Source organism: Natronorubrum aibiense (assembly GCF_009392895.1).
Lineage (GTDB): Archaea > Halobacteriota > Halobacteria > Halobacteriales > Natrialbaceae > Natronorubrum > Natronorubrum aibiense.
Window position 1 is genome coordinate 96,516 of the sequence record NZ_CP045488.1, and the last position, 23,757, is coordinate 120,272.

Below are 23,757 nucleotides of genomic sequence, written 5' to 3' on the forward strand. Positions count from 1 at the left end.
ACTTGGGCTGAACGCAAGAACCTGCCTACTGCGTACTACCTCGAGTCGTCGATCGTCGACTCGACGACGGTGCGTGTCGCGTCGACGAGGTCGTCGACGGTGTCGCTTTCGGCGTAGATTCGAACGTACGGCTCAGTTCCGCTGGGTCGGACGAGCACCCACGAGGCGTCGTTGAACTCGAGGCGGACCCCGTAGTCGGTGTCGACCGTCGCGTCGGGGAAGGCATCGGGGAGTGCCGTCTCGAGGGCGGCCATCGCGTCGGCCTTGGCGTCGTCGGGACAGTCGACGCTGACCTTTCGGTAGGGGCGTTCACTAACGGGCGCTCGGAGGGCGTCCGTCCCGCCGGCGTCGGCGACGAGCGCGGCGACGACGGCGGCGCTCGTGACGGCGTCGATCCAGCCACCGAAGGCGGTGTGGATGTGTTTCCACGGCTCGGCGGCGAAGACGACTTCGGTGTCGTCGTCGTGGCTCCGCTCTCGAGCGATCCCCTCGTGGAGCGCACCGAGTCGAACGCGTTCGACGCGGCCGCCGGCGTCGCGGACCAGTTCGTCGATCCGGGCAGAGGCGTTAGGCGTGGTGACGACGACAGGGTCGTCGACGTCGGCCGCCGCAGTGTAGTGGGCTGCGACCACCGCGAGGATCGTGTCTTCGTGGATGACTGCACCGTCGGAATCGAGCACGACGAGTCGATCGGCGTCGCCGTCGTGAGCGATGCCGAGATCAAACTTGTTTTCGGGCCCACCACTCGTCTGTTCCTCGCTTCCCTGCTCGAGAAACGCTGTAAACGACGACAACGTCTCGGGCGTCGGCTTGCTCTCGCGGGCGACGAAGTGGCCATCGACGTTCGCGTTGACTGCGACGACGTCGGCACCGAGGCGGTCGAGGACCTGTGGTGTCGCGACCGATCCCATTCCGTTGCCACAGTCGACGGCGACCGAGAGCCCGGCCAGTGGCGACGCCGACGGCTCCGCTGGGGAACCGCTGTCGAACTCCTCGCAAACGTACGAGACGACACTGTCGCGGTACTGCTCGAGGACGTCGAGTGATGAGGACTCGCCCCAGTCGTCCCACGATGCGAGTCCAGTCGTGCAGTCGTCGCCCTCGAGTCGGTCGTCGATAGCCTGCTCGGCGTCGCGGTCGTACTCGACGCCGTCCGTAAAGAGTTTGATCCCGTTGTCTTCGGGCGGGTTGTGGCTCGCAGTGACCATCACGCCCTGTCGTCCGCGCGAGGCGAACGCGAGCGCCGGTGTCGGCACCTGGCCGAGCCGACGGACGTCGGCACCCGCGCTCTCGAGGCCGGCCTCGAGGGCCGCAGCGAGCGCGGGGCCGGTTTCTCGGCCGTCGCGGCCGACGACGAACGTCTCACCGGGCTCCCCAGCGGCTTGGCCGACAGCGAGGGCCAGCGACGGGGTCACCTCCTCGACTGGACCACGGATCCCTGCAGTCCCGAATACGGTCATACGGGTCCGTTCCGCGAGGAACTACTTATACTGTCGGAGAAAACCACTCTCAGGTCTATCCTACTCGATGGGGTCGACGTAGACACAGAATCTGGTGGCGCAACCGATCGGTCGCCGGCTGTCGGTCGCCGTAGCGCCCCATCGGTATCGGTCCGGGCGGGGATGCCGGACCGAAGGCTGCGTGGTGTCGAGCTGACTGCCGTCGCTCGAGCGGGATACGACGGTGATTACTCCGTAGGGAGATCGTCGATCAGGACGACAGCTTCACCGTTGATGACGGTCGCGTCGTCGTCTTCGTTTCGGATGATCGTCTCGAGTCGGTACTGTCTGTTGCCGAGGTCTTCGACGACTTCGACGCGAGCGGAGACGCGGTCGCCGATCCCGACGGGGCCGCTGAACTCGAGATCCTGGGAGAGATAGATCGTCAGGCCGGGGAGTCGAGCCAGTGCGGCGCTGATCAGGCCGGAGACGAGCGTGCCGTGGACGATCCGTTCGCCGAACCGGGTGTCGCTTGCGAACGCCTCGTCGAGGTGAAGTCGGTTCGTGTCGCCGCTTACGTGTGCGAACGCACGAACGTCGTCTTCGCTGAGGACCTTCTCGAACGTGACAGTGTCGCCAACGCTGATACTGTCGGTGTCGTCGACGGTCCGGTCGAACTGCCAGTCGAGACGGGAGTGGTCGATCGACGGTATCGACGGCGCGACGGTTTCGCTTTCCGAACCGTTCGAGAGGTTCGGCGCCAGCATCGCGGACATGGCCGCACGGTTTGCCGCGGTTGCACTCTGGAGGACGGTCTGTGTCATCGTCGCCCACGCGTCAGTCATCGCAGCGAAATTTCCTTTCGCAGTATTCTGGTGGGACATCTAGTCTGTCTGTAGGTGTGTGATGGTTATGACTTCTTTGGCTTACCCAAGCAGAAGTTACTCTAGATATTTGCTGGTAATTTAGTACTAGAACGGCTCTCAGCGCTGGTTTCGGCCAAAATTGATACGGATGGATCGGAACGTATCGATCGCACTGCGAACCGAGCAGAAACTTTCAGTGGTGCTTGAACGCAGGTATTTCCATTAGATGGTATCAGATGGTATTTGACGGAAACACTTATGTTCCTCTGGGGAGTTGGTACAGGTGATGACGGACGACTCCGACCGAACGCCCTGGTTCCCGCCTGCAATGTTCACCGAACAGATGCAGGAGGCAGGCGAGCAGGTTGCCGAATCCCAGCAGGAGCTGTTGCGGAAGATGATGCAGGCAGGGAGTTCGAACCCGTTCGACACGGGATCGGCTCTCGGGCCGATGAACATGGGAACGGCAACGTTCAAAGCTCGCGTCCAGAGCGGCGGTCGGATCAGTATTCCCGGTCCAGAACGGGAAGCCCTCGACATCGAAGAGGGAGATATCGTCCAGACGATCGTCGTTCCCGTCAAACGCAACCGAGACTAATACCATGACCCAGAACCCATTCACCGCCGTCTTCGACGCCCAGCGCACCGCAGTCGAACAGTCCCAGAACTTCACCCACGACGCCCTCGAGGCCCAGAAGGCGTCGATCAGCGCCTTCGGCGACGCGATGGAGTCCTCGAGTTCGCTCTTCGAGTCCAACGCCGAGATGACCAAAGGCGCCGTCCACGCCTACTTCGACGCCCTCGAAGCCTCGATGCCCGAGGACGCCGCCGACCTCGACGAGATGCGCGAACTCGTCGACGACGGCTTCGACTCCGCGACCGAAGCCCAGACCCAGTCGATCGAAGCCGTCCTCGAGGCGCTCGATGAATCCGAAGCTGCCTACGACGAATTCGCAGCCAGCTACTCCGAGATGGTCGACAGCTCGTTCGACGCCTTCCTCGAGGCCCACGGCCAGATGGAAGAGAACGTTACTGCTGTCGCCGAGAACGTCGAAGAGGCCACCGAAGAGTTCGACGTCTCCGCATAGAGCGTCGACTAGGCCGTAGCCTTTTGACAGTCGATCCCCAATTTTATGCCAATGACAGATTCACAGCCCCAGATGCAAAACTGGAACGCGTTTGTCGAACAGTGGAATGAACAGTTTCTCGACGCACTCGAGGAGAACATGGAAGCCCAAGCGGAGTTCGTCGAGAGCTGGTCTGAGACCGTCGGTGAAGTCAGCGACGACAACGAGATCTCCGACGGCGTCGAGGGCTATGCTCGCGCCTACGAGACGTGGATGAACGCCTCACAGCAGATGGTCGAGCGAATGAACGACACGCTCGAAGGCGAAGACGTCGACGTCGCGGAGTTCCGTGATATCTGGCTGAACACGGCCAACGAGGCGTTCAAAGACGTCATGTCGACGACTGCTTTCGCCAAGATGACCGGCGAGACCGTCGGCGACGTGCTCGAACTCCAACAGCAGGCCGACGAGACGTCTCAGGAAACCCTGCGGTCGCTCGGCTTTGCAACCGAGGAGGGTGTCGTTGAGGTCGGCGACCGCCTCGTCGAACTCGAGCGCCGGCAACACGCCGTCGAGAAGAAACTCGATCGTGTGCTCGAGCATCTGGACGACGAACAATGAAAAACCCGTACGCAACCGTCTTGGATCTGCAACGGGAGGCCTGGGAGGCGACAGCCGATCTGGCCGAGAAGAGTCAGGTCGCGCCCGACCGAACCGAGACGCTCGAGAACGTCGAGGTCGGCCAGACGCCCAGCGAGGTCGTCTACGAGGAGAACAAACTGAAGCTCCTCCACTACGAGCCGATGACGGAGGAGCAACACGACATTCCGATCCTCATCGTCTACGCGCTGATCAACAAGCCGTACATCCTCGATCTGCAGCCCGATCGCTCGGTCGTTCAGACGCTGCTCGAGGCCGGCTTCGACGTCTACCTCATCGACTGGGGCGAGCCATCGAAGCTCGATCGAAAGCTGTCGCTCGACGACTACGTCAACCGCTACATCGACAACTGTGTTGACGTCGTAAGCGAGCGGTCCGGACAGGATGCGATCAACATCCTTGGCTACTGTATGGGCGGCACCATGTCGGCCATGTATGCGTCGTTACACCCCGAGAAGGTCCAGAACCTGGCTTTGATGGCCGCTGGACTCTGCTTTGCCGGCGACGGTGGGGTGCTCGAACTCTGGGGCGACGACGACTTCTATGACCCGGAGACGGTCACGGACACCTTCGACAACGTCCCGGCTGAGTTCTTAGACGTCGGGTTCGCGCTGATGGACCCCGTTGCGAACAACGTGACAAAGTATGTCCGGTTCTACGACAACATGGAAGACGAGGACTTCGTCGAGAACTTCGCCCGCATGGAGCGGTGGCTCGACGAGGGAATCGACGTCGCCGGCGTCGCCTACGAGGAGTTCATCCGCGACATCTACCAGGAAAACAAGCTGATCAACAACGAACTCTATCTGGACGGCAAACACGTCGACCTCGAGAACATCGACATGCCGTTGCTCCAGATCGTCGCGGAGTACGACCACCTCATCCCGCCGGAGGCCTCCAAGCCGTTCAACGAGTTCGTCTCGTCGGACGATACCGAGATCCTCGAGTTCGCGACGGGTCATATCGGGATGTCCGTCTCCTCGCGCAGCCACGACGAACTCTGGCCGGACGTCTGTGAGTGGTTCGAAGCGCGCTCGAACGGGACCGAGGCCGAAGCCGCCGCCGAGATTACGGCTGAAACAGGCCCACAGACGGATACAACGGTCGCTGCTGACGCCGGCGACCAATCCAGTCTCGAGGACGTCACCGACGGTGGGACGGGACTCGAATCCGAACACGGGGACGATGAGGTGGTTGGCGAAGTGGAAGACGACCAGCCCACGGAAACTGACGCAGACGCGGACGACCTCACCGACCTCACCGGTGTTGGACAAGCGTACGCGGACAGTTTGGCTGACGCTGGCGTCGAGACGTTTGCCCAACTCGCTGCGGCCGACGTCGCGGAACTCGCCACCGAGACGGGAATCTCACCGAGCCGAATCGAAGACTGGATCGAACAGGCCCAGAACCGCTGACGCCGTCGCCGGACTAGCCCACGGCTCGTTTTCACTCGGTTGTCGCCGTGTCTTCTGTCAGTGCTGCCCAGCAACGATCTCTACCAGTGACACCTCTCGTGAAACCGAATCGGTTCGGTTCCAATATCTAACAGGTTGTTATTTACCATCGGAGCTACAATAGGTATGCATCATGTCGATGGAAGGACGCACCTGCGTTATCACGGGCTCGGCACGCGGTATCGGGCGGGGAATCGCACAGCACCTCGGTGAAAAAGGTGCAAACGTCGTGATCAACTACCGATCGTCGGAAGGCGATGCACACGAGGCCGTCGAGGCGATCGAATCGGCCGGCGGCGAGGCGATCACGGCGCGTGCAGACGTCTCCGATCGTGCCGAGGTCGAACACATGCTCGAGGTCTGTCATGAGGCGTTCGGGCCGGCGGACGTGCTGGTCAACAACGCCGGAATCACGGCCGACGAACAGTTCACCGATATGAGCCGCGAGGAGTGGGACCGAGTCATGGACGTCAACCTCGGCGGGATGTTCAACTGCACGCAAGTATTCTTCGACGACATCTGGAACGCCGACGAGGGTCGGTTGATCAACATCTCGAGTGTTGTCGGGAAACAGGGCAACTTCGGGCAGGCCAACTACGCGACCGCCAAGAGTGGGATGTTCGGCTTCACCCGGACGATCGCCCTCGAACTCGCCAAAGGCGGGTCGACGGCAAACTGCGTCGCACCCGGTTTCACCGCGACCGACATGCTCGAGAGCGTCCCGGATGCGGTCTTAGAGCGGATCATCTCGGGGATCCCCCTCGAGCGACTCGCGGAGGTCGAAGACATCGCTGCCGTTGTTCGCTTCCTCGCCAGCGAGGAGTCGTCCTACGTCACGGGTGAAGTGATCGACGTTAACGGCGGAATGGACCTGTAAGTCCGGAAGCTTCGCGTGCCCGACACCCCCTGAGAGCCCCCGTCGATCTCGAGGTCGCGTCCCGAGCGTGACGTCGCGGACACCCTCTCTTTTTGAAACTCGGTTCGTCTCGAGCGCCCGCAGTTGCCACCAATGCGTCTGCAAGCCATTGCCTCCGTCGACCCCCAGTTAGGATCGCTGTTTCTCCTTCGTGAGCACCCGCACGTTCTCGATACCCGTGTCGGGATACTGACCGTCGTCGTCTTTTTCGACGGCTTTGACCATATCCCAGACGACGTTGAGTCCGGTCGTCACGCCCTCGAGGGCTTCCATCTCACAGCCCGTTTTCCCGGTCGTCTCGACTGTGACCTCGAGTTCGATCCGGTCGTCGGCGAGCGAGAACTCGGTGTCGACGTTGGTGATCGGGATCTGGTGACACATCGGAATCGTCTCCCAGGTGTGTTTGACGGCCTGAATCGCACCGACGCGGGCCGTCGCGAGGACGTCACCCTTGCCGACGCCATCATCGCGAATTGCGTCGATCGTCGACGACTGCAGTTGGATTTCACCAGCCGCGACCGCGCGGCGCTTGCTGTCTGGTTTGTCGCCCACGTCGACCATCTGGACGTCGCCCTCGTCAGTAGTGTGGGTCAGTTCGTCAGCTCGGCCTTCGGATTCGTCAGACATCGTGCTCACCCCACAGGACTGGCGGCAGTTCCGTAAGTAACTCGGACGCGAGCAGGCCGTTGCCGTCTCGCTCGGCGAGTTGTTCGCCCGCGAGGCCGTTGACCTGTGCGGCCGCCGCCGCAGCCGTGAGTGGCTCAGCGAGATCTAGCAGCGCCGCGACGACGCCGGCCAGCGTGTCGCCGGTACCGCCGACCGCCATGCCAGCCGTCCCGGAACGGCTGATTCGCGTTCGGTCGCCGTCAGTCACGACGTCGTCGACACCTTTCGCGAGCACGACGTGACCGAGGTCCGCTGCGAAGGCCTCGATTTCAGCGGCGGCCCCCGATAGCGAGTCCACGTCCGGCCCGCCCATCCGCGCGAGTTCGCGGCGATTCGGCGTACAGATCAGCGTCGCGTCGGTCTCGAGTCCGGGCACGACCTCGAGAGCGTCCGCGTCGACGACCGCCGGGCCGGTGTAGGACTCGAGGAACTGGCGGGCCGCCTCGAGTGTTTCGTCGGCGGTGCCCAATCCCGGCCCGAGCACGACGACGTCGTCGTAGCGTTCTGCAGTGTCGACGAGGTCGTCGACCTGTGCAGGCGTGAGCACCTCGCTGTCGTAGGGCTGGACGATGAGGTCCTCGCTGTAACCCTGAATCTCGCCGGCAACGGAGTCGGGTGCGGCGACGAACGACAACTCCATTCCGGTCCGGAGCGCAGCCTGGGCGGCGAGTGCCGGTGCACCGGTGTAGGGTCCGCCGCCGACGACGAACGCACGACCGCTTCGGTCGGAGGGTCGTGCGCGGGCGACGTCGCCCGGCCCGACGAACCGTTCGGCGGCAGCTGGAATGCCGATATCAGCGACAGTGGTTTGGGCCTCGAGTGCCTCGAGTCCCGGTTTCGTGTCGTGGAAGGTGACGACGTGGTCGGCCGTGACGCCGTTGGTAGCGTGATCGCCGTCGTCAGCGTCGAACCCCGAGGGGACGTCGACCGCGACGACCGTCGCGTCGGCGGCATTGATCTCCTCGGCTGCGGTGGCGGCCGGTTCCCGAAGGTCACCGCTGATTCCCGTCCCGAGCATCGCGTCGACGATCACGTCCGCGCCGGGCAACTCGAACGCACTCGAGTCGGTCACCTCGCAAACGTCGTAATCGGCGTGCTCGAGAGCAGCCCAGTTCTCGCGAGCGATTTGGGTGCCAATAGTCTCGGCCCGGCCGAGCAGGAGCGTGGTGACGTCGTATTCGTCCAGAAAGCGGGCAGCGACGAACGCATCCCCGCCGTTGTTGCCCCGGCCGGCGACGATCACGACGCTCGAGCCCGGATCGGCCACATCGCGAACCGTTCGGGCAACGGCGTTACCGCTCGACTCCATCAACTGTTTCCGTGGCACACCCAGTGCGGCTGCGTTCTCGTCGACGGCAGCCATCCGCTCGCCTGTAATCATATCCGGTGGGTTTGCCCGCGGTCGCGTTAAGCGTGTGGGAGTGTGACCTCCGTCTCGACGGGAGTGTGGCCTACTTCTCGAGATAACTGACAGACGGACCGAGTCGGTCCGCAGACATCGGATCGTGAATCGTAAAATAAGTAGGCTAACAAGATCGTTTGTCCTATGGTCTCCCGCGAAAACCGCGTCCTCATCGGCTCGCTTCTGGCCGTCTGGCTCGCCGTGATCGGCATCGGGCTTACGGGCATCGGTGCACAAAGTGCCGTGGTGACGTTCGTCGTTTTAGCTGGAATCGGGATCATCGCCCCACAGCTCTATTTGGCCGTGACCGACGCCGACGTCTCTCCCGAACGGCGCGTTCGAATCGCTGTCATGCTCGCGATCGTGATCGCCATGCTCGGCTTCGGCAGGGTCGAGCCACTCGAGCGAGGTGTCATCGGCGCACTCGTCGCGGCGCTGTTCGTCGCGCTCGTCGCCTTCGAATTCGCCAGCGGCTACCGAGAGACTGCTGGAAAGCAGTAGTCATCCTCCGTCTTTCGTAACCGATAGCGTCTCGCCCCTCGAGCACCATCGTACCGTGTGAACGTCTTCTGGCTCGACGAGGACCCGCGCCTTGCCGCGCGGTATCACTGCGATCAGCACGTAAACAAGCTGCTGCTCGAGGCCGCACAGGTGCTCTGTACGGCAGCCCGCGAGAACGGGTACAAGGCAGCGTTCCTCTACGAATCGACCCACGTCGGCCACCCGGTCACGAAGTGGGCCACGGAGTCACGAGCCAACTGGCTGCGGTTGCGCGACCACGCTGGGGCGCTCAACGCGGAGTTCGCCGAGCGCTACGAGAAGGACGACGACCACGCCAGTTGGCAGGTGATCGAGCGCATCGACCCCGACGAGATCACGTTTCCGACCACGGAGCCGACGCCGCGGCCACAGGCGATGCCCGACGAGTACAAACGACCGGACGACCCCGTCGGCGCGTATCGGGCCTACTACGCCGGTGAGAAGGCCGAGTGGGCCGAGTGGAAGTACACTGACGAACCAGCGTGGCTCGAGGACTCCCTGCTGGATCAGGTGTAAACACAGCGGCTCGTTCTGGACCACCGACGATTCCAGTTACTGTCGGATACAGCACATTTATCTGGCGTAGCAACGTCACTGTTCATCACCGATGCTCCCGCCGTTCGCCTCCCGAGACTCGATCCTCACCGACGACATGAACCCGCTTACGCGAGCCTACCACGACGTCGTCATCTACGGCGACGCCGCGTCGGACGACGTCCTCTACGAGGGACCGATCGTCGTCCACGCAAACGGCTGGATCGAACTCGAGGGTAATCGTCTCCTCTCGCCACAGGCGATTCACCACATCGACATCTACGACGACGAGCGCGGCGAGTGGGCGACCGGCGACGGCAGCGATAACAACGATGGCGGCGACGCCGGCAGCGGTGACGACCACCGAACGAATCGATTCAGCACCCGATGACGAACGACGCCGAGGATTAGTACCGGATCTCGAACCCGTCGACTCCCTGTGGCGGTTCGTACTCGACTTCGACGTCGCCGACCTCCGCGGCGGGGCTGCCCGTGTGACACCACTCGATCATCGACTCGACGACGTCCTCGGGCCCCTCGAAGACTGCTTCGACACGACCGTCCTCGAGGTTTTTGACCCAGCCGTCGACTCCCTTCTCGCGGGCCGTATCACGCGTGTTCGCACGATAGTAGACGTCCTGAACCGTTCCGGAAACGAAAACGTGTGCACGGGTTCGGTCTGCCATGGCTGGATGATCGAGTGCGATCGGGAAAAATCCGGCTCTCCGTCGAGGGCCGGTTTTCGTGTTCGTTTGGTTGTGTCGTTCGGTCAGCGTGGTGTCTCGTAGCGCCGACTGCCAAGGACCATCCGAACGGTGAGACCGAGGACGCCGACGGTGAACGCGATCCAGACGAGTTCGGTGTCGTCGAGTAACTCGAGCAACTTGACGAGCGTGACGAGTCCCATGAGCGCGGCAACGTACAGGGTGTTCGTCCCGATGAACGTCGCCAGCCCATCTTCATCGGTGACACGGTCGGGATCGTAGCCAGCGATTAACTCGACGTGGCCGAAGTACGCGATCAAGACACCCAGCATCGCGACGATGCCCATAACCACGAGTAACACGACTAACAAGCCACTAGTCATGAACCGATAGTGCCACGCAGTTCACAAAACAGTCGTGCGACTCGAGCGAGCCGACGCGTCGGCTCACTCTCCGGTTCGTAAGTGATGGAAGATATACGTCTGTGCGTAGCCGGCGTAGTCGCCGCCGAGTCGGTCGCGGATCGCGCGCGAGGTCGCCGCGTAGGAGCCACAGTCACAGTCGGGGTAGTAGTCCTCGATCGCCGACTTGATCCACGTATCGAGCGGGACGGCCTCGTCGAAGCCGAGCGAGAACAGCAACACGCAGTCGGCCACCTTGTCGCCGACGCCGACGAACTGGGTGAGGTAGTCGCGCGCGTCCTCGTACTCGAGGGTGCGTGCCTCCTCGGGGTGCGCCTCGCCGTCGGCAACCATCTCGGCCGTGCGGACGACGTAGGGGGCCCGGTAGCCGAGACCGAGGTCGCGTAGTTCGGCCTCGGTTGCCGTCGCGAGTTGGGCCGGCGTCGGAAACGCGTGGTAGGTGTCGCCGTCGAACTCGATCGGCGTGCCGTACTCGTGGGCCAGCGTCGAAACCATCGTATGAATCCGACTGACGCGCATCTGGGCCGAGCAGATAAACGAGATCAGACAGGGGAAAGCGGGGTCCTCGACCAGTCGCATTCCTCGGTGGGCTGCGTAGGCCTCATCGAGTAGTGGATCGTCCGGTGCGGCCGCGACGATCGCCTCGAGGTCGTCATCTAACCGTAACAGTCGACGAACGATCGAGTCGGCGTCGACCGTCGACTCCCACTCGAGGACGCCGTTGCGAACGCGGACGCGGATCACCGCGTCGGACACCGCAGCGTCTTCTGGCGCGCTGACGACGGTGTGATACCACGCGTTGGGTGCAGGAGACCCACCGTACATCTCGACGTCGCTGCGGCGCCAGCAGTAACTCTGGCCGCTCTCGAGCGTTCGGTAGAGATCGAGGCCACCGGAGAGTTCGTCTACGGGAATCGTCCCAGTCTCCATCTGTCCATCCCTTCGAGGGCACGGGCTTTTGCGTTTCGAACCGAAGACGACGCAAACGGCCGCCACTGTGGCCGTATAGAAGCGTTGTCGACGGCTGGTTCACCTATGGGGCGAACTTTCATACTGGAGGCAACACAATACCATGGTATGAACTGCAGGGTTGTCGTCGAGGCCGCCGTGCCGGTGTTCGATGTCGAGACGGAAGACGAGGCGATCCGGATCGCTATCTCGAAGACGGGCGAGATGTTGAACCCTGACCTGAACTACGTCGAGATCAATATGGGCGAGCGCACGTCGCCGTCGGGTGAGGAGTTGCCACCTGCGTTCATCGCCGCCGACGAAGCACTCGTCGCGCTCGAACTGGAGATGACCGTTTTCAACGTCGAGCGCGAGGAACACGCCTCGCGGATCGCCCGCAAAGAGATCGGGCAACGCCTCGAGAACATCCCGCTCGAGGTGATCCAGATCGACGAACTCGAGGATGAAGACGACGAAAATGAGCATTCGGCGGCTGAGACCGACGAAGACGAGGGGGATCGAGACGAGCCATCCGACACGGCTGCCGACCAGACCGACGACGATGACGACGAAATCCTTCCCGAGTTCGAGGATTTAGTCGAACGGGACTGATCCGTTCGGGCGGTTGTTCGCGTCTTACTCGATTGAATCGTAGATTAAGAGGAGTTTGTCTGGAACGGAGTGCAGTGTACGGATCGAAAACGGCCTGTAAGAGACGGATGGCGAGTCTTGCCAGTTTGGACCTGTGATTTCCGAAGGAGACGACGAATTTCTCAGTCTGCGGTAGCGGCGACTGCTTCCTGCTCGTCTTCGCGCATGTTCATCGTGATTCCGCCAGCGAGCGCAAAAACAGCAGCTTTGTGGTCCGTTTTCGATTTGTGGATCGATGTCGGTCGAATTCCAAGCGACTCGTACTCCTCGAGGTCGATCTGACAGTCATCCCACGCTGCACACTGGTTCGATACCTCCGCGAGAAGGCCGTGAAGGTGAATGAGCTCCTGCTTCTTCATAACCATGCAAGCCTACCCACTGCAGGGTTATATTATTATCTTGAGTCGCGTTAGCATGCAACCCGTGTTCGATACCCTGTATGTCACGGAATGTATGTGATCGAAAGACAGGCCTACTGATCAAATACCGGCAGAAGGGAGTCGCTACAAGATGCTGTTACTACTATAATGTATTATTTCTTTCTGGTGTCTCATAAAGCTATTCGGCCGAGGTAACCCGACAATACTGTTGGAAAATCGATATGAACGGCCGCGCTCGAGACGTGTGTTTATCCGAGTTGTTTCAACGTCTGTAGATCGCGGTCCGTTCGCATAAATTCGGACAGTCGTCGCGAGGCGTGGCAGTTGGGACAGTGGAACATCGTCGCGGGCGCATCGAGATCACCGGGCGAGGTCTGCCAGTTTTTCGCACATTCGGGGCACAACAGATTCACGGTCGTCTCATCCATGACACGTCATTACACACCATCCGACAAAAGTGTTGTCGCCTTTCGACCGCGACTCGTCCATCCGAGACCGAACTGCACCGATTACCGAGACACTCGACAGATCGCGTTTATGCGGGAGCCGCCGAATCGGAGGCTTCGAGCAGTTCCTTGTACCGGTTTCGGATCGTCACTTCCGAGATGCTGGCGACGTCGCTGACGTCGTTTTGCGTGACCTTCTCGTTGGTCAGCAGGGCAGCGGCGTAGACGGCGGCGGCGGCGAGGCCGACCGGCGACTTACCACTGTGGACGCCTTCCTGTCGAGCCGACTCGAGCAGTTCGCGAGCCATGCGTTCGGTCTCATCCGAGAGGTCGAGGTCGCTGACGAACCGTGGGACGTAGTGTTCGGGGTCGGCCGGTTTGACTTCGAGGCCGAGTTCCCGGATGATGTACCGGTAGGTTCGGGTCAGCTCCATCTTCTCGACGCGGCTGACGGCCGAGATCTCGTCGAGGCTCCGCGGCGTGCCCGCCTGTCGAGCCGCGGCGTACAGCGACGCCGTTGCGACGCCTTCGATCGATCGGCCCGGAAGCAGGTCCTCCTCTAAGGCACGTCGGTAGATGACACTTGCCGTCTCGCGTACGTTCTCGGGCAGGCCAAGCGCCGAGGCCATGCGATCGATCTCACCCAGCGCCTGTTTGAGGTTGCGCTCTTTCGAGTCACGAGTACGGAAGCGCTCGTTCCACGTGCGCAGGCGCTGCATCTTCTGGCGCTGGCGACTCGAGAGCGCGCGGCCGTAGGCGTCTTTGTCCTGCCAGCCGATGTTCGTCGAGAGTCCCTGGTCGTGCATCATCTTCGTCGTGGGGGCTCCGACGCGGGATTTCTCGTCTTTCTCGCTGGCGTCGAACGCTCGCCACTCGGGGCCACGGTCGATCTCGTCTTCTTCGACGACGAGCCCGCAGTCGCTACAGACCGTCTCGGCGTGTTCCGTGTCCGAGACGAGTCGTCCACCACACTCCGGGCAGTACTCCTTCTCACCCGTCCGCTCGGTCGATTCTTCCTCTTCCGTTTCGTTCGTATAGGTTCTAATTCGAGTGTCTGTCATGGTATATCGGGTTGGTTACTCGGGGCTCCCGGGTGGGGTAACCAGAAGAAACCCGGTCGCCTCGGCTAACATATTGTAAGGCCGAAAGCCATATAAAGCTTTCGCCTACTTTATAAACAAATCGGGAAATGGGTTATATATGTTCCGATTATATGTCGATTAATCATTTGAGTTCGTCGGTCGTGATCGCCAATCCGACGACGATCTATACCCGGCAGGCGGACATCCGTGGCCGACTGCCGATCGAGTCATCGATCACACTATCGACACAACTGCAACGGGTTTCACACCGATCGCACAGCTATCGTGCGATTGGGTGTGCACTGACCGTCAGTGGCTGCTGTAGACACTGCTGATTCCGGTGTTGGAAACTGGTACCGTGGCCGCCGCTCGAGCGGCCTCTCAGACGGTAAACAGGTGCCCCTCAGTGGGGACGTCGAACAGCCCTACGCGTGCGCCCGCATCGAGCCACGCGTGTCCGTACGAAAACGACGCGAGTGCGTTGACGAGATCGTCGTTCTCGCGGAAGTGGGTGCCGTCCTCGAGGTACGACGCCGCCATCTCGTAACACTCCTCGGCCGCCTCGGCCATCGGCGTCCCCATCGGTGGCGCGACTGACGCCGCCTCGAGTGCCTCTGCGAGCAGTTCTCCGTATCGGTCCGTCTTTTCCTCGAGATCCGCAGCCATAGTCGACGGTCGGCCGTCGGAACCGTAAGTGCGTCGTCGTGCGGCGTGCGAGGAGCCGACAGAACGATAGCGATCGCGTAAGATGAGACTGCAACAGCAATAACAACTACATAGATTTGGATCAGGTGTCGTTCGTTCGATTGTGAGACTGATCCAGGTGTTCGTCCCGGACGACAAACGTGAGACTGCACTCGAGGTTCTCGATACCGAGGACATCGACTACGTCCGAACCGCAGAAAACGGGGACGGACTCGACGGAGAAGTAGTCACCTTTCCAGTACCGACGCAGGCGGTCGAGCACGTGTTAACCTCGCTGCGCGACATCGGAATCGAGGAAGACTTCGTCATCGTCTCATCGATCGAGGCCGCACGAACGCCCAGTATCGACGCCCTCGAGGAGCGCTACGTCAACGGACAGGCTGAAGACGACAGCATCGCCCACGAGGAGATCCGCTCTCGAGCGCTAAATATGACGCCGGGCCGCGTCACCTACTATGCGATGACCGTGTTGAGCGCGCTCGTCGCGACGGCGGGGCTGTTGCTCGACTCCCCGGCGATCGTCGTCGGTTCGATGGTGATCGCACCGCAGGTCAGCGCGGCGTTGACCGGGACCGTCGGGCTCGTTCTCAACGATCGCAGGATGGTCGTCGATGGGCTCTCTTCGCTCGCACTCGGTCTCGTCGTCGCGATCACCAGCGCGTTCACGTTCGCTTGGTTGCTCCGGTCCGGTGCGGTCGTCCCGTCGACGATCGACATCACCGCGATCGTGCAGGTGCAGAACCGAATCTCGCCTGGCTTACTCGCGCTCATCGTCGGCATCTGTGCCGGTGCCGCGGGCGCGTTCGGCCTCGCGACGGCGATTCCCGTCTCGCTGGTCGGTGTCATGATCGCCGTCGCACTCATCCCAGCGGCCGCGGCGGTCGGTATCGGCGTCGCCTGGGGAAACGCGCCCGTCGCCCTCGGCGCGTTCGTCCTCGTCGCGGTCAACGCCACGTCGATCCTCCTCGCCGGACTCGCCGTCTTCTGGTATCTGGGCTACCGACCCGACGGGTGGTCGCGAGGTTCGATCCGAGACAACGTCTCGAGAGAGCAGCTCGGAACGCTCGCGATCGTGCTGTCTCTCGGCGCGATCGTTTTTGCCGGGGGTGGCGTCGTCCTTGGCCAGCACGTCGTCTACGAGAGCACCGTCAACGACGAGATACGGACCGTCCTCGACGACGAGGAGTACGCAGCGCTCGAACTCGTCGAGGTTCGAGTAACGTTCTCCGACGACATCCTCAGTAGCGACGAGACGGAAGTGACCGTCGTCGTCCAGCGACCCGCAGACGTGCCCTATCCTGATCTGGTCACGGACCTCGAGACGCGACTCGAGGACCGAACCGACCGAGACGTCTCCGTCGTCGTCGAGTTCGTCGACAGTGCGCGTTCGCCCCAGTCTCCGTCGTAGAACCCACCGCGCGATTGCTGAGAACGCAAGGCGTTTAGGCCCAGTTTCCCAACTGTGGTGCATGAGCGACCAGCCTCGAGTCGAGATCTATACGAAGGACAACTGTCCGTACTGCGTCAAAGCGATGGACCTCTTCGATGCGAAAGGCATCGAGTACGAGACGTACAACGTCACGGGCGACGAGGAGCGCTTCGCGGAGATGGTCGACCGCGCCGACGGCCGCAAGACCGCTCCCGAGGTGTTCATCGACGACGAACTCATCGGCGGCTGGGACGACACCAGCGCCCTCAACGAGACGGGCGAGTTGGACGAAAAACTCGGGCTCGAGAGCGGCGACGTCGTCGAACACCGCACGCTCATCATCGCCGGCACCGGAATCGCCGGTCTCACCGCCGCGATCTACGCCGGCCGCGCGAACAACGAGCCGCTGGTCATCGAAGGCGACGAACCCGGCGGCCAGCTCACGCTGACGACCGACGTCGCGAACTACCCCGGCTTCCCCGAGGGTATCAGCGGCCCCGAACTCGTGAACAACATGAAAGCACAGGCCACGCAGTTCGGTGCCGACCTTAAAAACGGCATCATCGAAAACGTCGACGCCTCGAGCAAGCCGTTCCGCGTCGAGTTGACCAACGGCGACGTCTACACCACGGACGCCCTCATCGCCGCCTCCGGTGCGAGCGCGCGCACGCTCGGCATCCCCGGCGAGGAGGAACTCATGGGCTATGGACTCTCGACGTGTGCGACCTGTGACGGCGCGTTCTTCCGCGACGAGGATATGCTCGTCGTCGGCGGCGGCGACGCCGCCATGGAGGAAGCGACCTTCCTCACGAAGTTCGCCGACACCGTCTACATCGCCCACCGCCGCGAGGAGTTCCGCGCGGAGGACTACTGGGTCGACCGCGTCCACGAAAAGGTCGAAGAGGGCGAGATCGAGATCATGAAGAACACAGAGGTGACCGAACTCCACGGCACCCGCGAGGAGGGCATCGACCACGTCACCCTCGTCCACAACGACAAGGGCCACCCGACCGACCGCCTCGACGACCCCGAAACCGAGGAGTTCGAGTTCGACGTCGGCGCCGTCTTCTTCGCCATCGGCCACACCCCCAACACCGACTACCTTGAGGGCACCGGCGTCAAAACCGACGACGAAGGCTACCTCGAGACGAAAGGCGGCGACGGCGGCGGCCAGACCGAAACCCACGTCCCCGGCATCTTCGGCGCCGGCGACGTCGTCGACTACCACTACCAGCAGGCCGTCACCGCGGCCGGTATGGGCTCGAAGGCAGCCCTCGACGCCGATGAGTATCTCGAGGACCTCGAGCGGGCGGACGCGACAGGTGAGGGCGAAGCTGTCGCCGCGGACGACTAACCGGTCACTGAATCAGGAGAACTGGTTTTTCTGCGGTCTCTCGTTGGTAATCCGTAGTCTATCCAGGATCTCGAGCGGACAACGAGTGAGGACGAGGAGGGGCAGCTTCGGACGACCAACGGATCAAGGGGTGAGTCGTGGCCGTTGACCGTTTTTCGATGGGATATCGGTTCCAGTTCGTCGAAACGGGTTAAATCATGAAAATCGAGGTACTTTTGTCTTCAGCACTTTTCGACGCTAACAGAACCTCCGATGGGGTCGATGAACCAGTTCGCGTCGTCCGAGCACACTCGAGAACACTCTACTGCACCGACTCGGCGACAGCTCCTTCGCGCGGGCAGTGCAGCCGCGGTCACCGGACTGGCCGGTTGTTCCGACAGAGTCGATATGTTCGGCGGTAGCGACGATCCGAACGGCGTCAGCAACGGTTGTGGCTCCGCCGAGCCTGCAGTCTCCGTCTCCGAGTACGCGACACATCCGGACAACGACGTCTCGCTATTTCGCCGCGGACTACGTCGCCTCGGCTACTACCCGACGAGACCGTTCCGGCATCAGTCAGTGTCAACTGGACGTTCCCGATCAACTACGTCGGCCACACCGCAGCCAAGTCGAGCCCCGTACCGACACCCGACGGAGAGATGATTATCTTCGCGGGCGATAATGGGTGGGTGCACGCGTACGCACCTGACGGCGAGAAGCACTGGTCGACGCGGACAGGTGCGACCGAGCTGGGGTTTCACGGCTCGGCAGCTATCGTCGGCAAAACGGCCTATATCGGCGGCTATGACGGTGATCTGTACGCGCTGGATATCGAAACTGGCGACCTGGTCTGGCGAACGCGATCCGAGGACCTCGGGGGAACGCTCGTGATCGGATCGAGTCCGGCGTACTACGACGGGATACTCTACGTCATCGCCGAGTACGGTTCTCCCTCCACAGGCGCACTCTGGGCGATCGACGCCGAAACCGGTGAGCCGACCTGGAGCGACGATCGTATATGGGGCCAACCTCACCCCTCACCGACGATCGACCTCGAGGCAGGACGCATCCTCGCCGGGTCGAACGACGGCGTCGTCTACTGCTGGGAGTTTCCCTCGCTCGAGTTCGCGTGGGAATTTCAGGCCGATGCGAACGGCGAGGAACAAGAAGACGGCGCGTTCCGCGCCGGTGCCGAAATCAAGGGGACTGTCGCGGCTCACGACGGGTTCGGGTACGTCGGGAGCTGGGACGACATCTTCTATTGTCTCGACCTCGAGGACGGCACGCTCGAGTGGGCGTTCGAGACCGACGGCTCGATCATGTCGAACCCCGCGGTCGACCCCGACGCCGATGTCGTTTACATGGGTAACGACGACAACTACGTCTATGCGATCGATGCCAAATCCGGCGAAGAGTTCTGGTCAACCGACGTAAACGGGCGTGTCATCGGCGCGTTGTCGGTCACTGCCGGTTCGGTGCTCGTCGGCTCGTACGATTCACACCTCTATGCCCTCGACAAGGAGACGGGCGATCGGTGCTGGCGAGTCGAGAACCGGGGGCGTGTCACCAGCGCGCCGGTGCCCGTCGACGGCCGGATTTACTACGCCGAGCGCGCCGTCTTTTCGAACTACTACGACGACGAGGAGACAGTCATGGACGAACCCGGCCACGCGTACTGTTTAGTCGGCGACGAGTGACGAATCACCCGGATTCGGGGTGGTTTTATTTCGGTTTTCATCCGGAGCACGTGCGGAAGAATCACAGTGAGGCCACCGGCTCGAGCATTCCATAGATGTCCGTCTGCACAGCTCACGACGAGTCTCGAAATCGTAACGCCGCGCTAGGCACCGATGCAGATCGGCTGCGCTGATCAGAGACGCACTGCACTGTCGGCTCTCGAAAGGTTGCGTGGAACACTCTGGATCAAACGAACGAGATCCCACAACAGTCGCTTGTGAGACAACGCGGCAAAACAGGTAACGTACGCGCCGAGTGCTGTCGCTGGGTGGTGTAGCGTCCGAAAGAAATGAAAGTGCGGAAAGTGCGGCAGGGCCGGATGAAATCCGGTAGTTAGTTAGGCCTTAGTTCTGGCGGCGGAGTGCCAGCATAGCGGCTGCGAGCAGTGCGACGACTGCGACAGCGACACCGAAGCCGGGCGTGCCTTCTTCTTCGCCTTCCTCAGGCTCTTCGTCGCCGTTCTCGGCGCCGTTCTCGTCACCGTTCTCGTCGGCTTCGGCGACGGTCAGCGTACCGGAGTCTTCGACCTCACCGTCGACCTTGAGCTCCCAGTCGTAGTCGCCAGCTGGGGCTTCTTCAACGGTGTCGGTCCACGAGTCGGATTCGCCACCCTCGAGTTCGACGTCGTCACCCTCGAGCAGGGTTTCGCCGTTGAAGATGAACTCGTAGGACGCGTTGCCGGTCTCGTCGCCGAGGTTCTCGGCGGAGACGGTCACGTCAACGTCGTCACCGGCGACAGGCTCGGCGGGGTCGACGTCAACGTTCCAGTCGAGGTTAGCCTCTGCTTCTTCTTCTTCCTCGCTCTCGACGAGCGTGGAGTCAGCCGTAACGTGGTTGCTGGTCACTGGATCCGTAACACGGAGCGTGAATTCAGTACCAGCGTTGTATTCGCTGAAGTCGTATTCAGCACCGAAGGTGCGGTCTTCGGAGACTTCAACGTCGTTGAAGGTCACGAACGTACCTGGTGCGCGAGCTCGGGTAGTCATCTCCGTGCCTGGTGCAACGTTCGTTGTACCGGTCACGAGAGCGTCAGCCGAGTTAGGGACTTCTGCGACGCTGTCGTCCCATTCAACATTACGTTCTTCGAGCGTGAACTCGCTCTCGGCAGACTCATCGTCATCACTGACGTAATCGTTGTCAGTCGAGACGGTGAAGTTTGCGTCGAAGCTCTGTTCCCCATCGAAGTCTGCAACGTCTCCTTCGTACAGGTTGTTGTAGTCGATCGCGAAGACCAGGTATTCTTCGGACTGGTTAGCGCTGATGAGGTCAGCGTTAAGCTGAGTCTCATCATCCTCAGGGCTGGTGCTCCAGACCTGTGGGGCCGCGTTCAGCGAACTGTCCTGCTCTGTCACCGAAAGCGAGATACCATCGCTTGCGAGGTCAGCGTCGTCACCGAGGTAGCCGTAGAGGCTTGAGGTTTCAACGGTAACAAGCATCTGGTCACCAACAGCGATCTGATCGGTTTCGGTCACCGTTGCATCCTCGAAGTCGTCAACACTCGTGATGTCGCCCTGTGGTGCGGTGTGCGTCTGGACCGTGTCCTCGGAGAGTTCCGTGCGCTCTTCGAGCGTCAGGTATGCTGTGTCGTATTCTTCGCTCAGCTCACCAGCATCGTAGTTCCCGGCGATGTCTAGCTGGTAGTCGCCAGCTGCGAGCGGATCTTCGAGGTTGTTCTCGTGGACAACGTCGACGACCTCAACACTGGCGTCGTTGTCAGCGGTGAAGGCATCGTGCTGGCCAGTACTGTCAACGCTGTGGGCGGTTGCAGTGTTCATCGAAACGTTAACTTCGTCGTCGTTCTCGTCAGGCGTAACTTCCAGAACGACTTCGTAGTTGACTTCGCTCTCGTCACCAACGACGAGGTAAGCGTTGTCTGCGTTGTCGAAGTCAACCGTCACATCTGCAACGTTACTACGCTCTTCAACGAAGGTCGACTGAGCGAAGTCGACTGAGATGTCTTCTTCAGTGACCGTAATCGAAGCAGTGGTTTCTGCTGCAGTGTCTCCAGATTCGATGGTGAAGTTGTATTCACCTGCTTCGACGTTCTGGAAGTCAGCAGGGTGGCTACCTCGGTCTTCGACAACAACGTATCCGTCATCGCTGTGGTCGTAGTCGCTGTCTTCCGCAACACCGAAGATGTCAACAAGTTCGTCCCCGCTGAGATCTTCGGAGCTAATGTGAACAGGGAAGCTCGAGCGCGAGGAGTCGACATCGAGCGTCGTTTCCGACGAGTCACCCTCGAGGTTCGTGACGACACCACTCGAAATCAGCACTCAGGTCCTGAACACGAACGGAGAAAGTGAGTGTAGCACCATCTTGGACAATGGAATAGGTACCCGATTCGAGATTATCTGTCTCGATTGTAACCTTGTTGTTGTTGTCCGTATCAACGTCGACTTCACGGATCCACTCCGCATCATCATCACTGTCGTAATCTCCGGAGTAGAGATCAACAGTGTTATTGTCGGTGTTGAGCGGACTGACTCCCTCTGCAGTTACATTCTGTCCTTGATACGCACGGTCACCGCTACCGTCGGTGGCCGTAATCGTCGTTTCTTCGCTATGGTTCGCCGCTGCTGCGCCCGCAAACGCTGCGGACATGGCAACGACAGACATTACCATAAGCGCGGCCAGGAACAGTGCGCGTCCCTTTTCGCGATATGAAGTTTCGTTTGTCATTAAGTTGTCTTGTATTTCGTGTTGCGTTAGTTGTCGCACGATTCGATCGGAGTGCGAGCATGGTACCAATGTGGGGACCCCACACTGACTCGCACCGGGTAGGGGTATCCAAACGGATAAAGCATCACGTAATAAGCCTTCTGGATATTTTAACAGTTGCTATCGCTGAGAAATCGACGCAAAAACGCACGATTGCGTCGCCTCTGAAGCTATCCGATCAAATTGATAACATATCGTGAGATACGTTCGCAAGCATAAATTACCGGCGGACACCCAGTACATAATGAGTGATTCCTTGAGCCACCAGCCATTCCCTCAAACACGCTGAAACTCCGCTAAAACCGACGCTCGCTGTAACAATCAATTACTGTCGCCGACACTCGAGTCGATCTCTCGGCTCGAGAAACAGTCCGGCTAAACTGAGTCTCAGGCGTAATAGAGCATCAATAAGCCGTGAGTTTCAGTGAGCAAAACTGGTTTAGCGGGTAGATTCGAACACTGGGAGGCTGAACACCGACCGACGTACACTGTTGCAACTGACGGGCACGACGGCAGCCGCTTCGATTGCCGCACTGGCCAGCTGCCTAGATAGCGAGAAGGGGACCACCGAACGCGCGTGCGAACAACCCGATCTACGAGCGCTGGCTGGCCACCATCGACGAGCAGCTGCTGGTCGCCTCTCTCGACTGGGCCGCCCTTGAGGACCTCGAGTCGTTCGACGCGGCGGAGTCGGTGATCGACGATCGGGTCACCGGCGATGGACACTCGCTTGCCGACGACGAGACCTGTTCTCGAGGTGCCGGTGCTCGGCTCGTTCGTTGTGAAACCGGCTGCAAAAACTGTTTGCTGAGATCGAATCGGAAGCGACTCGAGCCCGCGGAATCGGGCCGCACTGATTCAGAACGGGAACAGCGACTCGGCGTCGGGGTCGCGCTCGAGCAGTTCGATCTCGTGGCCGTCCTGATCCTTCGTGAAGGCGTACATGTCGTCGTTGCTCTCGGGGTCGCGGTAGTCGGGGGCCTCGCGCTCAAGCAGCGTCTCCCAGTCCTCGGCGAGGTCGTCGACGCGAACACAGAGGTGGCCCCAGGCGTCGCCCATCTCGTAACTCCGTCCGTCGTAGTTGTAGGTCAGCTCGAGCGACATCGCTTCGTCGGCAGCGTCTCGGGGCTCGACGAAGTAGTTCGCGAAGGTGTCCGATTCCCAGCGTCCGACCTCGTCGTACTCGAACTTTCGGGTCCAGTAGCCGAGGGCCTCGTCGGCGTCTTCGACGCGGATCATGGTGTGGTCGAGCGACCACAGCGCGCCCTGGTCGGGGTCGCGCTGAACGATCTCGATCTCGTGGCCGTCGGGATCTTTGACGAACGCGTAGCGGCCGCCACAGCTCTCGGGGTCGCGGTAGTCCTCGACGCCCTCGTCCATGAGCTGCTGGTAGTAGTCCTCGAGTTCGCCCTCGGGTACTCGAACCGCAACGTGTCCCCAGGCGTCGCCGACCTCGAGGTCGTCCTCGCCCTCGTTGTGGGTCAACTCGAGCAGCGCGCCGTCCTCGTGCATCTCCTCGGGCCCGAGGTAGACGATGGTGAAGCCGTCGCCTTCGTAGCGGTCTTTCTCCTCGTACTCGAGGTGGGTCTGGTACCAGTCGAGTGATTCCTCGAGGTCGGCGACACGAAGCATCGTGTGATCGAGCGTTCCGTCCATAC

Annotated in this window: 25 protein-coding genes and 1 pseudogene; 12 read left to right on the forward strand and 14 right to left on the reverse strand. The window is 61.2% G+C overall.

The window, feature by feature from the left end; translation table 11 throughout:
- Window positions 1-35 precede the first annotated feature (35 nt).
- A complete protein-coding gene (locus GCU68_RS00515) occupies window positions 36-1,460 on the reverse strand; it encodes a phosphohexomutase domain-containing protein (RefSeq protein ID WP_152938525.1) in 1,425 nt (474 codons plus the stop codon).
- A 227-nt stretch (window positions 1,461-1,687) separates the two neighbouring features.
- Window positions 1,688-2,323: a MaoC family dehydratase gene (locus tag GCU68_RS00520; protein WP_152938526.1), complete on the reverse strand. Its 636-nt coding sequence runs from the start codon at window positions 2,321-2,323 to the stop codon at window positions 1,688-1,690.
- A 268-nt stretch (window positions 2,324-2,591) separates the two neighbouring features.
- Here GCU68_RS00520 and GCU68_RS00525 point away from each other — a divergent pair, with 268 nt between their 5' ends.
- The 5 genes from GCU68_RS00525 to GCU68_RS00545 all read left to right on the forward strand — a co-directional run bounded on the left by GCU68_RS00525 (window position 2,592) and on the right by GCU68_RS00545 (window position 6,363).
- A complete protein-coding gene (locus tag GCU68_RS00525; RefSeq protein WP_152938527.1) occupies window positions 2,592-2,903 on the forward strand; it encodes an AbrB/MazE/SpoVT family DNA-binding domain-containing protein in 312 nt (103 codons plus the stop codon).
- A gap of 4 nt (window positions 2,904-2,907) precedes the next feature.
- Entirely contained in the window at window positions 2,908-3,393 is a 486-nt protein-coding gene (locus GCU68_RS00530; RefSeq protein WP_152938528.1) for a hypothetical protein, read from the forward strand.
- Between the two features lie 51 nt (window positions 3,394-3,444).
- Window positions 3,445-3,993, forward strand: a complete 549-nt coding sequence (locus GCU68_RS00535; RefSeq protein WP_008159632.1) for a poly(R)-hydroxyalkanoic acid synthase subunit PhaE — start codon at window positions 3,445-3,447, stop codon at window positions 3,991-3,993.
- On the forward strand, window positions 3,990-5,447 hold the full coding sequence (phaC, locus tag GCU68_RS00540) for a class III poly(R)-hydroxyalkanoic acid synthase subunit PhaC (RefSeq protein ID WP_152938529.1): 1,458 nt from the start codon (window positions 3,990-3,992) through the stop codon (window positions 5,445-5,447). The genes GCU68_RS00535 and phaC overlap by 4 nt, the downstream gene beginning before the upstream one ends.
- A 172-nt stretch (window positions 5,448-5,619) precedes the next feature.
- A complete protein-coding gene (locus GCU68_RS00545) occupies window positions 5,620-6,363 on the forward strand; it encodes a beta-ketoacyl-ACP reductase (protein ID WP_152938530.1) in 744 nt (247 codons plus the stop codon).
- Between the two features lie 168 nt (window positions 6,364-6,531).
- Here GCU68_RS00545 and moaC read toward each other — a convergent pair whose 3' ends face one another.
- Window positions 6,532-7,029, reverse strand: coding sequence for a cyclic pyranopterin monophosphate synthase MoaC (gene moaC, locus GCU68_RS00550; protein WP_152938531.1), 498 nt, complete (start codon window positions 7,027-7,029; stop codon window positions 6,532-6,534).
- Window positions 7,022-8,449, reverse strand: coding sequence for an NAD(P)H-hydrate dehydratase (locus GCU68_RS00555; RefSeq protein ID WP_152938532.1), 1,428 nt, complete (start codon window positions 8,447-8,449; stop codon window positions 7,022-7,024). The genes moaC and GCU68_RS00555 overlap by 8 nt, the downstream gene beginning before the upstream one ends.
- 165 nt (window positions 8,450-8,614) lie before the next feature.
- On the opposite strand from GCU68_RS00555, the gene GCU68_RS00560 reads away from it, so the two are divergent.
- The 3 genes from GCU68_RS00560 (at window position 8,615) to GCU68_RS00570 (ending at window position 9,935) form a co-directional block, all read left to right on the forward strand.
- Entirely contained in the window at window positions 8,615-8,971 is a 357-nt protein-coding gene (locus tag GCU68_RS00560) for a hypothetical protein (RefSeq protein ID WP_152938533.1), read from the forward strand.
- 57 nt (window positions 8,972-9,028) lie between these two features.
- On the forward strand, window positions 9,029-9,526 hold the full coding sequence (locus GCU68_RS00565; RefSeq protein WP_152938534.1) for a hypothetical protein: 498 nt from the start codon (window positions 9,029-9,031) through the stop codon (window positions 9,524-9,526).
- 91 nt (window positions 9,527-9,617) lie between these two features.
- A complete protein-coding gene (locus GCU68_RS00570) occupies window positions 9,618-9,935 on the forward strand; it encodes a hypothetical protein (protein WP_193565062.1) in 318 nt (105 codons plus the stop codon).
- 16 nt (window positions 9,936-9,951) lie between these two features.
- Here the strand turns inward: GCU68_RS00570 and GCU68_RS00575 are convergent, their stop codons facing one another.
- The 3 genes from GCU68_RS00575 to GCU68_RS00585 form a co-directional block, all read right to left on the reverse strand.
- Window positions 9,952-10,230: an acylphosphatase gene (locus tag GCU68_RS00575; RefSeq protein WP_152938535.1), complete on the reverse strand. Its 279-nt coding sequence runs from the start codon at window positions 10,228-10,230 to the stop codon at window positions 9,952-9,954.
- Between the two features lie 83 nt (window positions 10,231-10,313).
- Window positions 10,314-10,631, reverse strand: coding sequence for a DUF3784 domain-containing protein (locus tag GCU68_RS00580; protein ID WP_152938536.1), 318 nt, complete (start codon window positions 10,629-10,631; stop codon window positions 10,314-10,316).
- A 63-nt stretch (window positions 10,632-10,694) separates the two neighbouring features.
- A complete protein-coding gene (locus GCU68_RS00585; protein WP_152938537.1) occupies window positions 10,695-11,600 on the reverse strand; it encodes a DNA-3-methyladenine glycosylase family protein in 906 nt (301 codons plus the stop codon).
- 147 nt (window positions 11,601-11,747) lie between these two features.
- Between GCU68_RS00585 and GCU68_RS00590 the strand changes: the two genes are divergently transcribed.
- Window positions 11,748-12,230, forward strand: a complete 483-nt coding sequence (locus GCU68_RS00590; RefSeq protein WP_152938538.1) for a DUF555 domain-containing protein — start codon at window positions 11,748-11,750, stop codon at window positions 12,228-12,230.
- 161 nt (window positions 12,231-12,391) lie between these two features.
- Here GCU68_RS00590 and GCU68_RS00595 read toward each other — a convergent pair whose 3' ends face one another.
- From GCU68_RS00595 to GCU68_RS00610, 4 genes are all read right to left on the reverse strand, one after another.
- On the reverse strand, window positions 12,392-12,628 hold the full coding sequence (locus GCU68_RS00595) for a UPF0058 family protein (protein WP_152943519.1): 237 nt from the start codon (window positions 12,626-12,628) through the stop codon (window positions 12,392-12,394).
- A gap of 269 nt (window positions 12,629-12,897) precedes the next feature.
- Complete coding sequence (locus GCU68_RS00600; RefSeq protein ID WP_152938539.1) at window positions 12,898-13,077, reverse strand: DUF7836 family putative zinc-binding protein; 180 nt, start codon at window positions 13,075-13,077, stop codon at window positions 12,898-12,900.
- Window positions 13,078-13,184: 107 nt separating this feature from the next.
- Entirely contained in the window at window positions 13,185-14,156 is a 972-nt protein-coding gene (locus GCU68_RS00605) for a transcription initiation factor IIB (protein ID WP_152938540.1), read from the reverse strand.
- Window positions 14,157-14,558: 402 nt separating this feature from the next.
- On the reverse strand, window positions 14,559-14,843 hold the full coding sequence (locus tag GCU68_RS00610) for a DUF357 domain-containing protein (protein WP_152938541.1): 285 nt from the start codon (window positions 14,841-14,843) through the stop codon (window positions 14,559-14,561).
- Window positions 14,844-14,985: 142 nt separating this feature from the next.
- Between GCU68_RS00610 and GCU68_RS00615 the strand changes: the two genes are divergently transcribed.
- From GCU68_RS00615 to GCU68_RS00625, 3 genes and pseudogenes are all read left to right on the forward strand, one after another.
- Complete coding sequence (locus GCU68_RS00615; protein WP_152938542.1) at window positions 14,986-16,290, forward strand: TIGR00341 family protein; 1,305 nt, start codon at window positions 14,986-14,988, stop codon at window positions 16,288-16,290.
- A 61-nt stretch (window positions 16,291-16,351) separates the two neighbouring features.
- Window positions 16,352-17,665 (forward strand): FAD-dependent oxidoreductase, encoded by a 1,314-nt coding sequence (locus GCU68_RS00620; RefSeq protein ID WP_152938543.1) that lies wholly within the window; start codon window positions 16,352-16,354, stop codon window positions 17,663-17,665.
- Window positions 17,666-17,917: 252 nt separating this feature from the next.
- A pseudogene (locus GCU68_RS00625) lies at window positions 17,918-19,341 on the forward strand (outer membrane protein assembly factor BamB family protein).
- Window positions 19,342-19,725: 384 nt separating this feature from the next.
- Here GCU68_RS00625 and GCU68_RS00630 read toward each other — a convergent pair.
- From GCU68_RS00630 to GCU68_RS00640, 3 genes are all read right to left on the reverse strand, one after another.
- Window positions 19,726-21,654, reverse strand: coding sequence for a BGTF surface domain-containing protein (locus GCU68_RS00630; protein ID WP_152938544.1), 1,929 nt, complete (start codon window positions 21,652-21,654; stop codon window positions 19,726-19,728).
- Window positions 21,614-22,060, reverse strand: coding sequence for a surface glycoprotein (locus GCU68_RS00635; protein WP_152938545.1), 447 nt, complete (start codon window positions 22,058-22,060; stop codon window positions 21,614-21,616). The genes GCU68_RS00630 and GCU68_RS00635 overlap by 41 nt, the downstream gene beginning before the upstream one ends.
- Window positions 22,061-22,957: 897 nt before the next feature.
- Window positions 22,958-23,755 (reverse strand): VOC family protein, encoded by a 798-nt coding sequence (locus GCU68_RS00640; protein ID WP_152938546.1) that lies wholly within the window; start codon window positions 23,753-23,755, stop codon window positions 22,958-22,960.
- Between the last annotated feature and the right edge of the window lie 2 nt (window positions 23,756-23,757).

Coding starts and splice junctions, on each gene's coding strand:
- GCU68_RS00515 (WP_152938525.1), bottom strand. CDS start 1,460: ATGACCGTATTCGGGACTGCAGGGATCCGTGGTCCAGTCGAGGAGGTG.
- GCU68_RS00520 (WP_152938526.1), bottom strand. CDS start 2,323: ATGTCCCACCAGAATACTGCGAAAGGAAATTTCGCTGCGATGACTGAC.
- GCU68_RS00525 (WP_152938527.1), top strand. CDS start 2,592: ATGACGGACGACTCCGACCGAACGCCCTGGTTCCCGCCTGCAATGTTC.
- GCU68_RS00530 (WP_152938528.1), top strand. CDS start 2,908: ATGACCCAGAACCCATTCACCGCCGTCTTCGACGCCCAGCGCACCGCA.
- GCU68_RS00535 (WP_008159632.1), top strand. CDS start 3,445: ATGACAGATTCACAGCCCCAGATGCAAAACTGGAACGCGTTTGTCGAA.
- phaC (WP_152938529.1), top strand. CDS start 3,990: ATGAAAAACCCGTACGCAACCGTCTTGGATCTGCAACGGGAGGCCTGG.
- GCU68_RS00545 (WP_152938530.1), top strand. CDS start 5,620: ATGTCGATGGAAGGACGCACCTGCGTTATCACGGGCTCGGCACGCGGT.
- moaC (WP_152938531.1), bottom strand. CDS start 7,029: ATGTCTGACGAATCCGAAGGCCGAGCTGACGAACTGACCCACACTACT.
- GCU68_RS00555 (WP_152938532.1), bottom strand. CDS start 8,449: ATGATTACAGGCGAGCGGATGGCTGCCGTCGACGAGAACGCAGCCGCA.
- GCU68_RS00560 (WP_152938533.1), top strand. CDS start 8,615: ATGGTCTCCCGCGAAAACCGCGTCCTCATCGGCTCGCTTCTGGCCGTC.
- GCU68_RS00570 (WP_193565062.1), top strand. CDS start 9,618: ATGCTCCCGCCGTTCGCCTCCCGAGACTCGATCCTCACCGACGACATG.
- GCU68_RS00575 (WP_152938535.1), bottom strand. CDS start 10,230: ATGGCAGACCGAACCCGTGCACACGTTTTCGTTTCCGGAACGGTTCAG.
- GCU68_RS00580 (WP_152938536.1), bottom strand. CDS start 10,631: ATGACTAGTGGCTTGTTAGTCGTGTTACTCGTGGTTATGGGCATCGTC.
- GCU68_RS00585 (WP_152938537.1), bottom strand. CDS start 11,600: ATGGAGACTGGGACGATTCCCGTAGACGAACTCTCCGGTGGCCTCGAT.
- GCU68_RS00590 (WP_152938538.1), top strand. CDS start 11,748: ATGAACTGCAGGGTTGTCGTCGAGGCCGCCGTGCCGGTGTTCGATGTC.
- GCU68_RS00595 (WP_152943519.1), bottom strand. CDS start 12,628: ATGAAGAAGCAGGAGCTCATTCACCTTCACGGCCTTCTCGCGGAGGTA.
- GCU68_RS00600 (WP_152938539.1), bottom strand. CDS start 13,077: ATGGATGAGACGACCGTGAATCTGTTGTGCCCCGAATGTGCGAAAAAC.
- GCU68_RS00605 (WP_152938540.1), bottom strand. CDS start 14,156: ATGACAGACACTCGAATTAGAACCTATACGAACGAAACGGAAGAGGAA.
- GCU68_RS00610 (WP_152938541.1), bottom strand. CDS start 14,843: ATGGCTGCGGATCTCGAGGAAAAGACGGACCGATACGGAGAACTGCTC.
- GCU68_RS00620 (WP_152938543.1), top strand. CDS start 16,352: ATGAGCGACCAGCCTCGAGTCGAGATCTATACGAAGGACAACTGTCCG.
- GCU68_RS00635 (WP_152938545.1), bottom strand. CDS start 22,060: ATGACAAACGAAACTTCATATCGCGAAAAGGGACGCGCACTGTTCCTG.
- GCU68_RS00640 (WP_152938546.1), bottom strand. CDS start 23,755: ATGGACGGAACGCTCGATCACACGATGCTTCGTGTCGCCGACCTCGAG.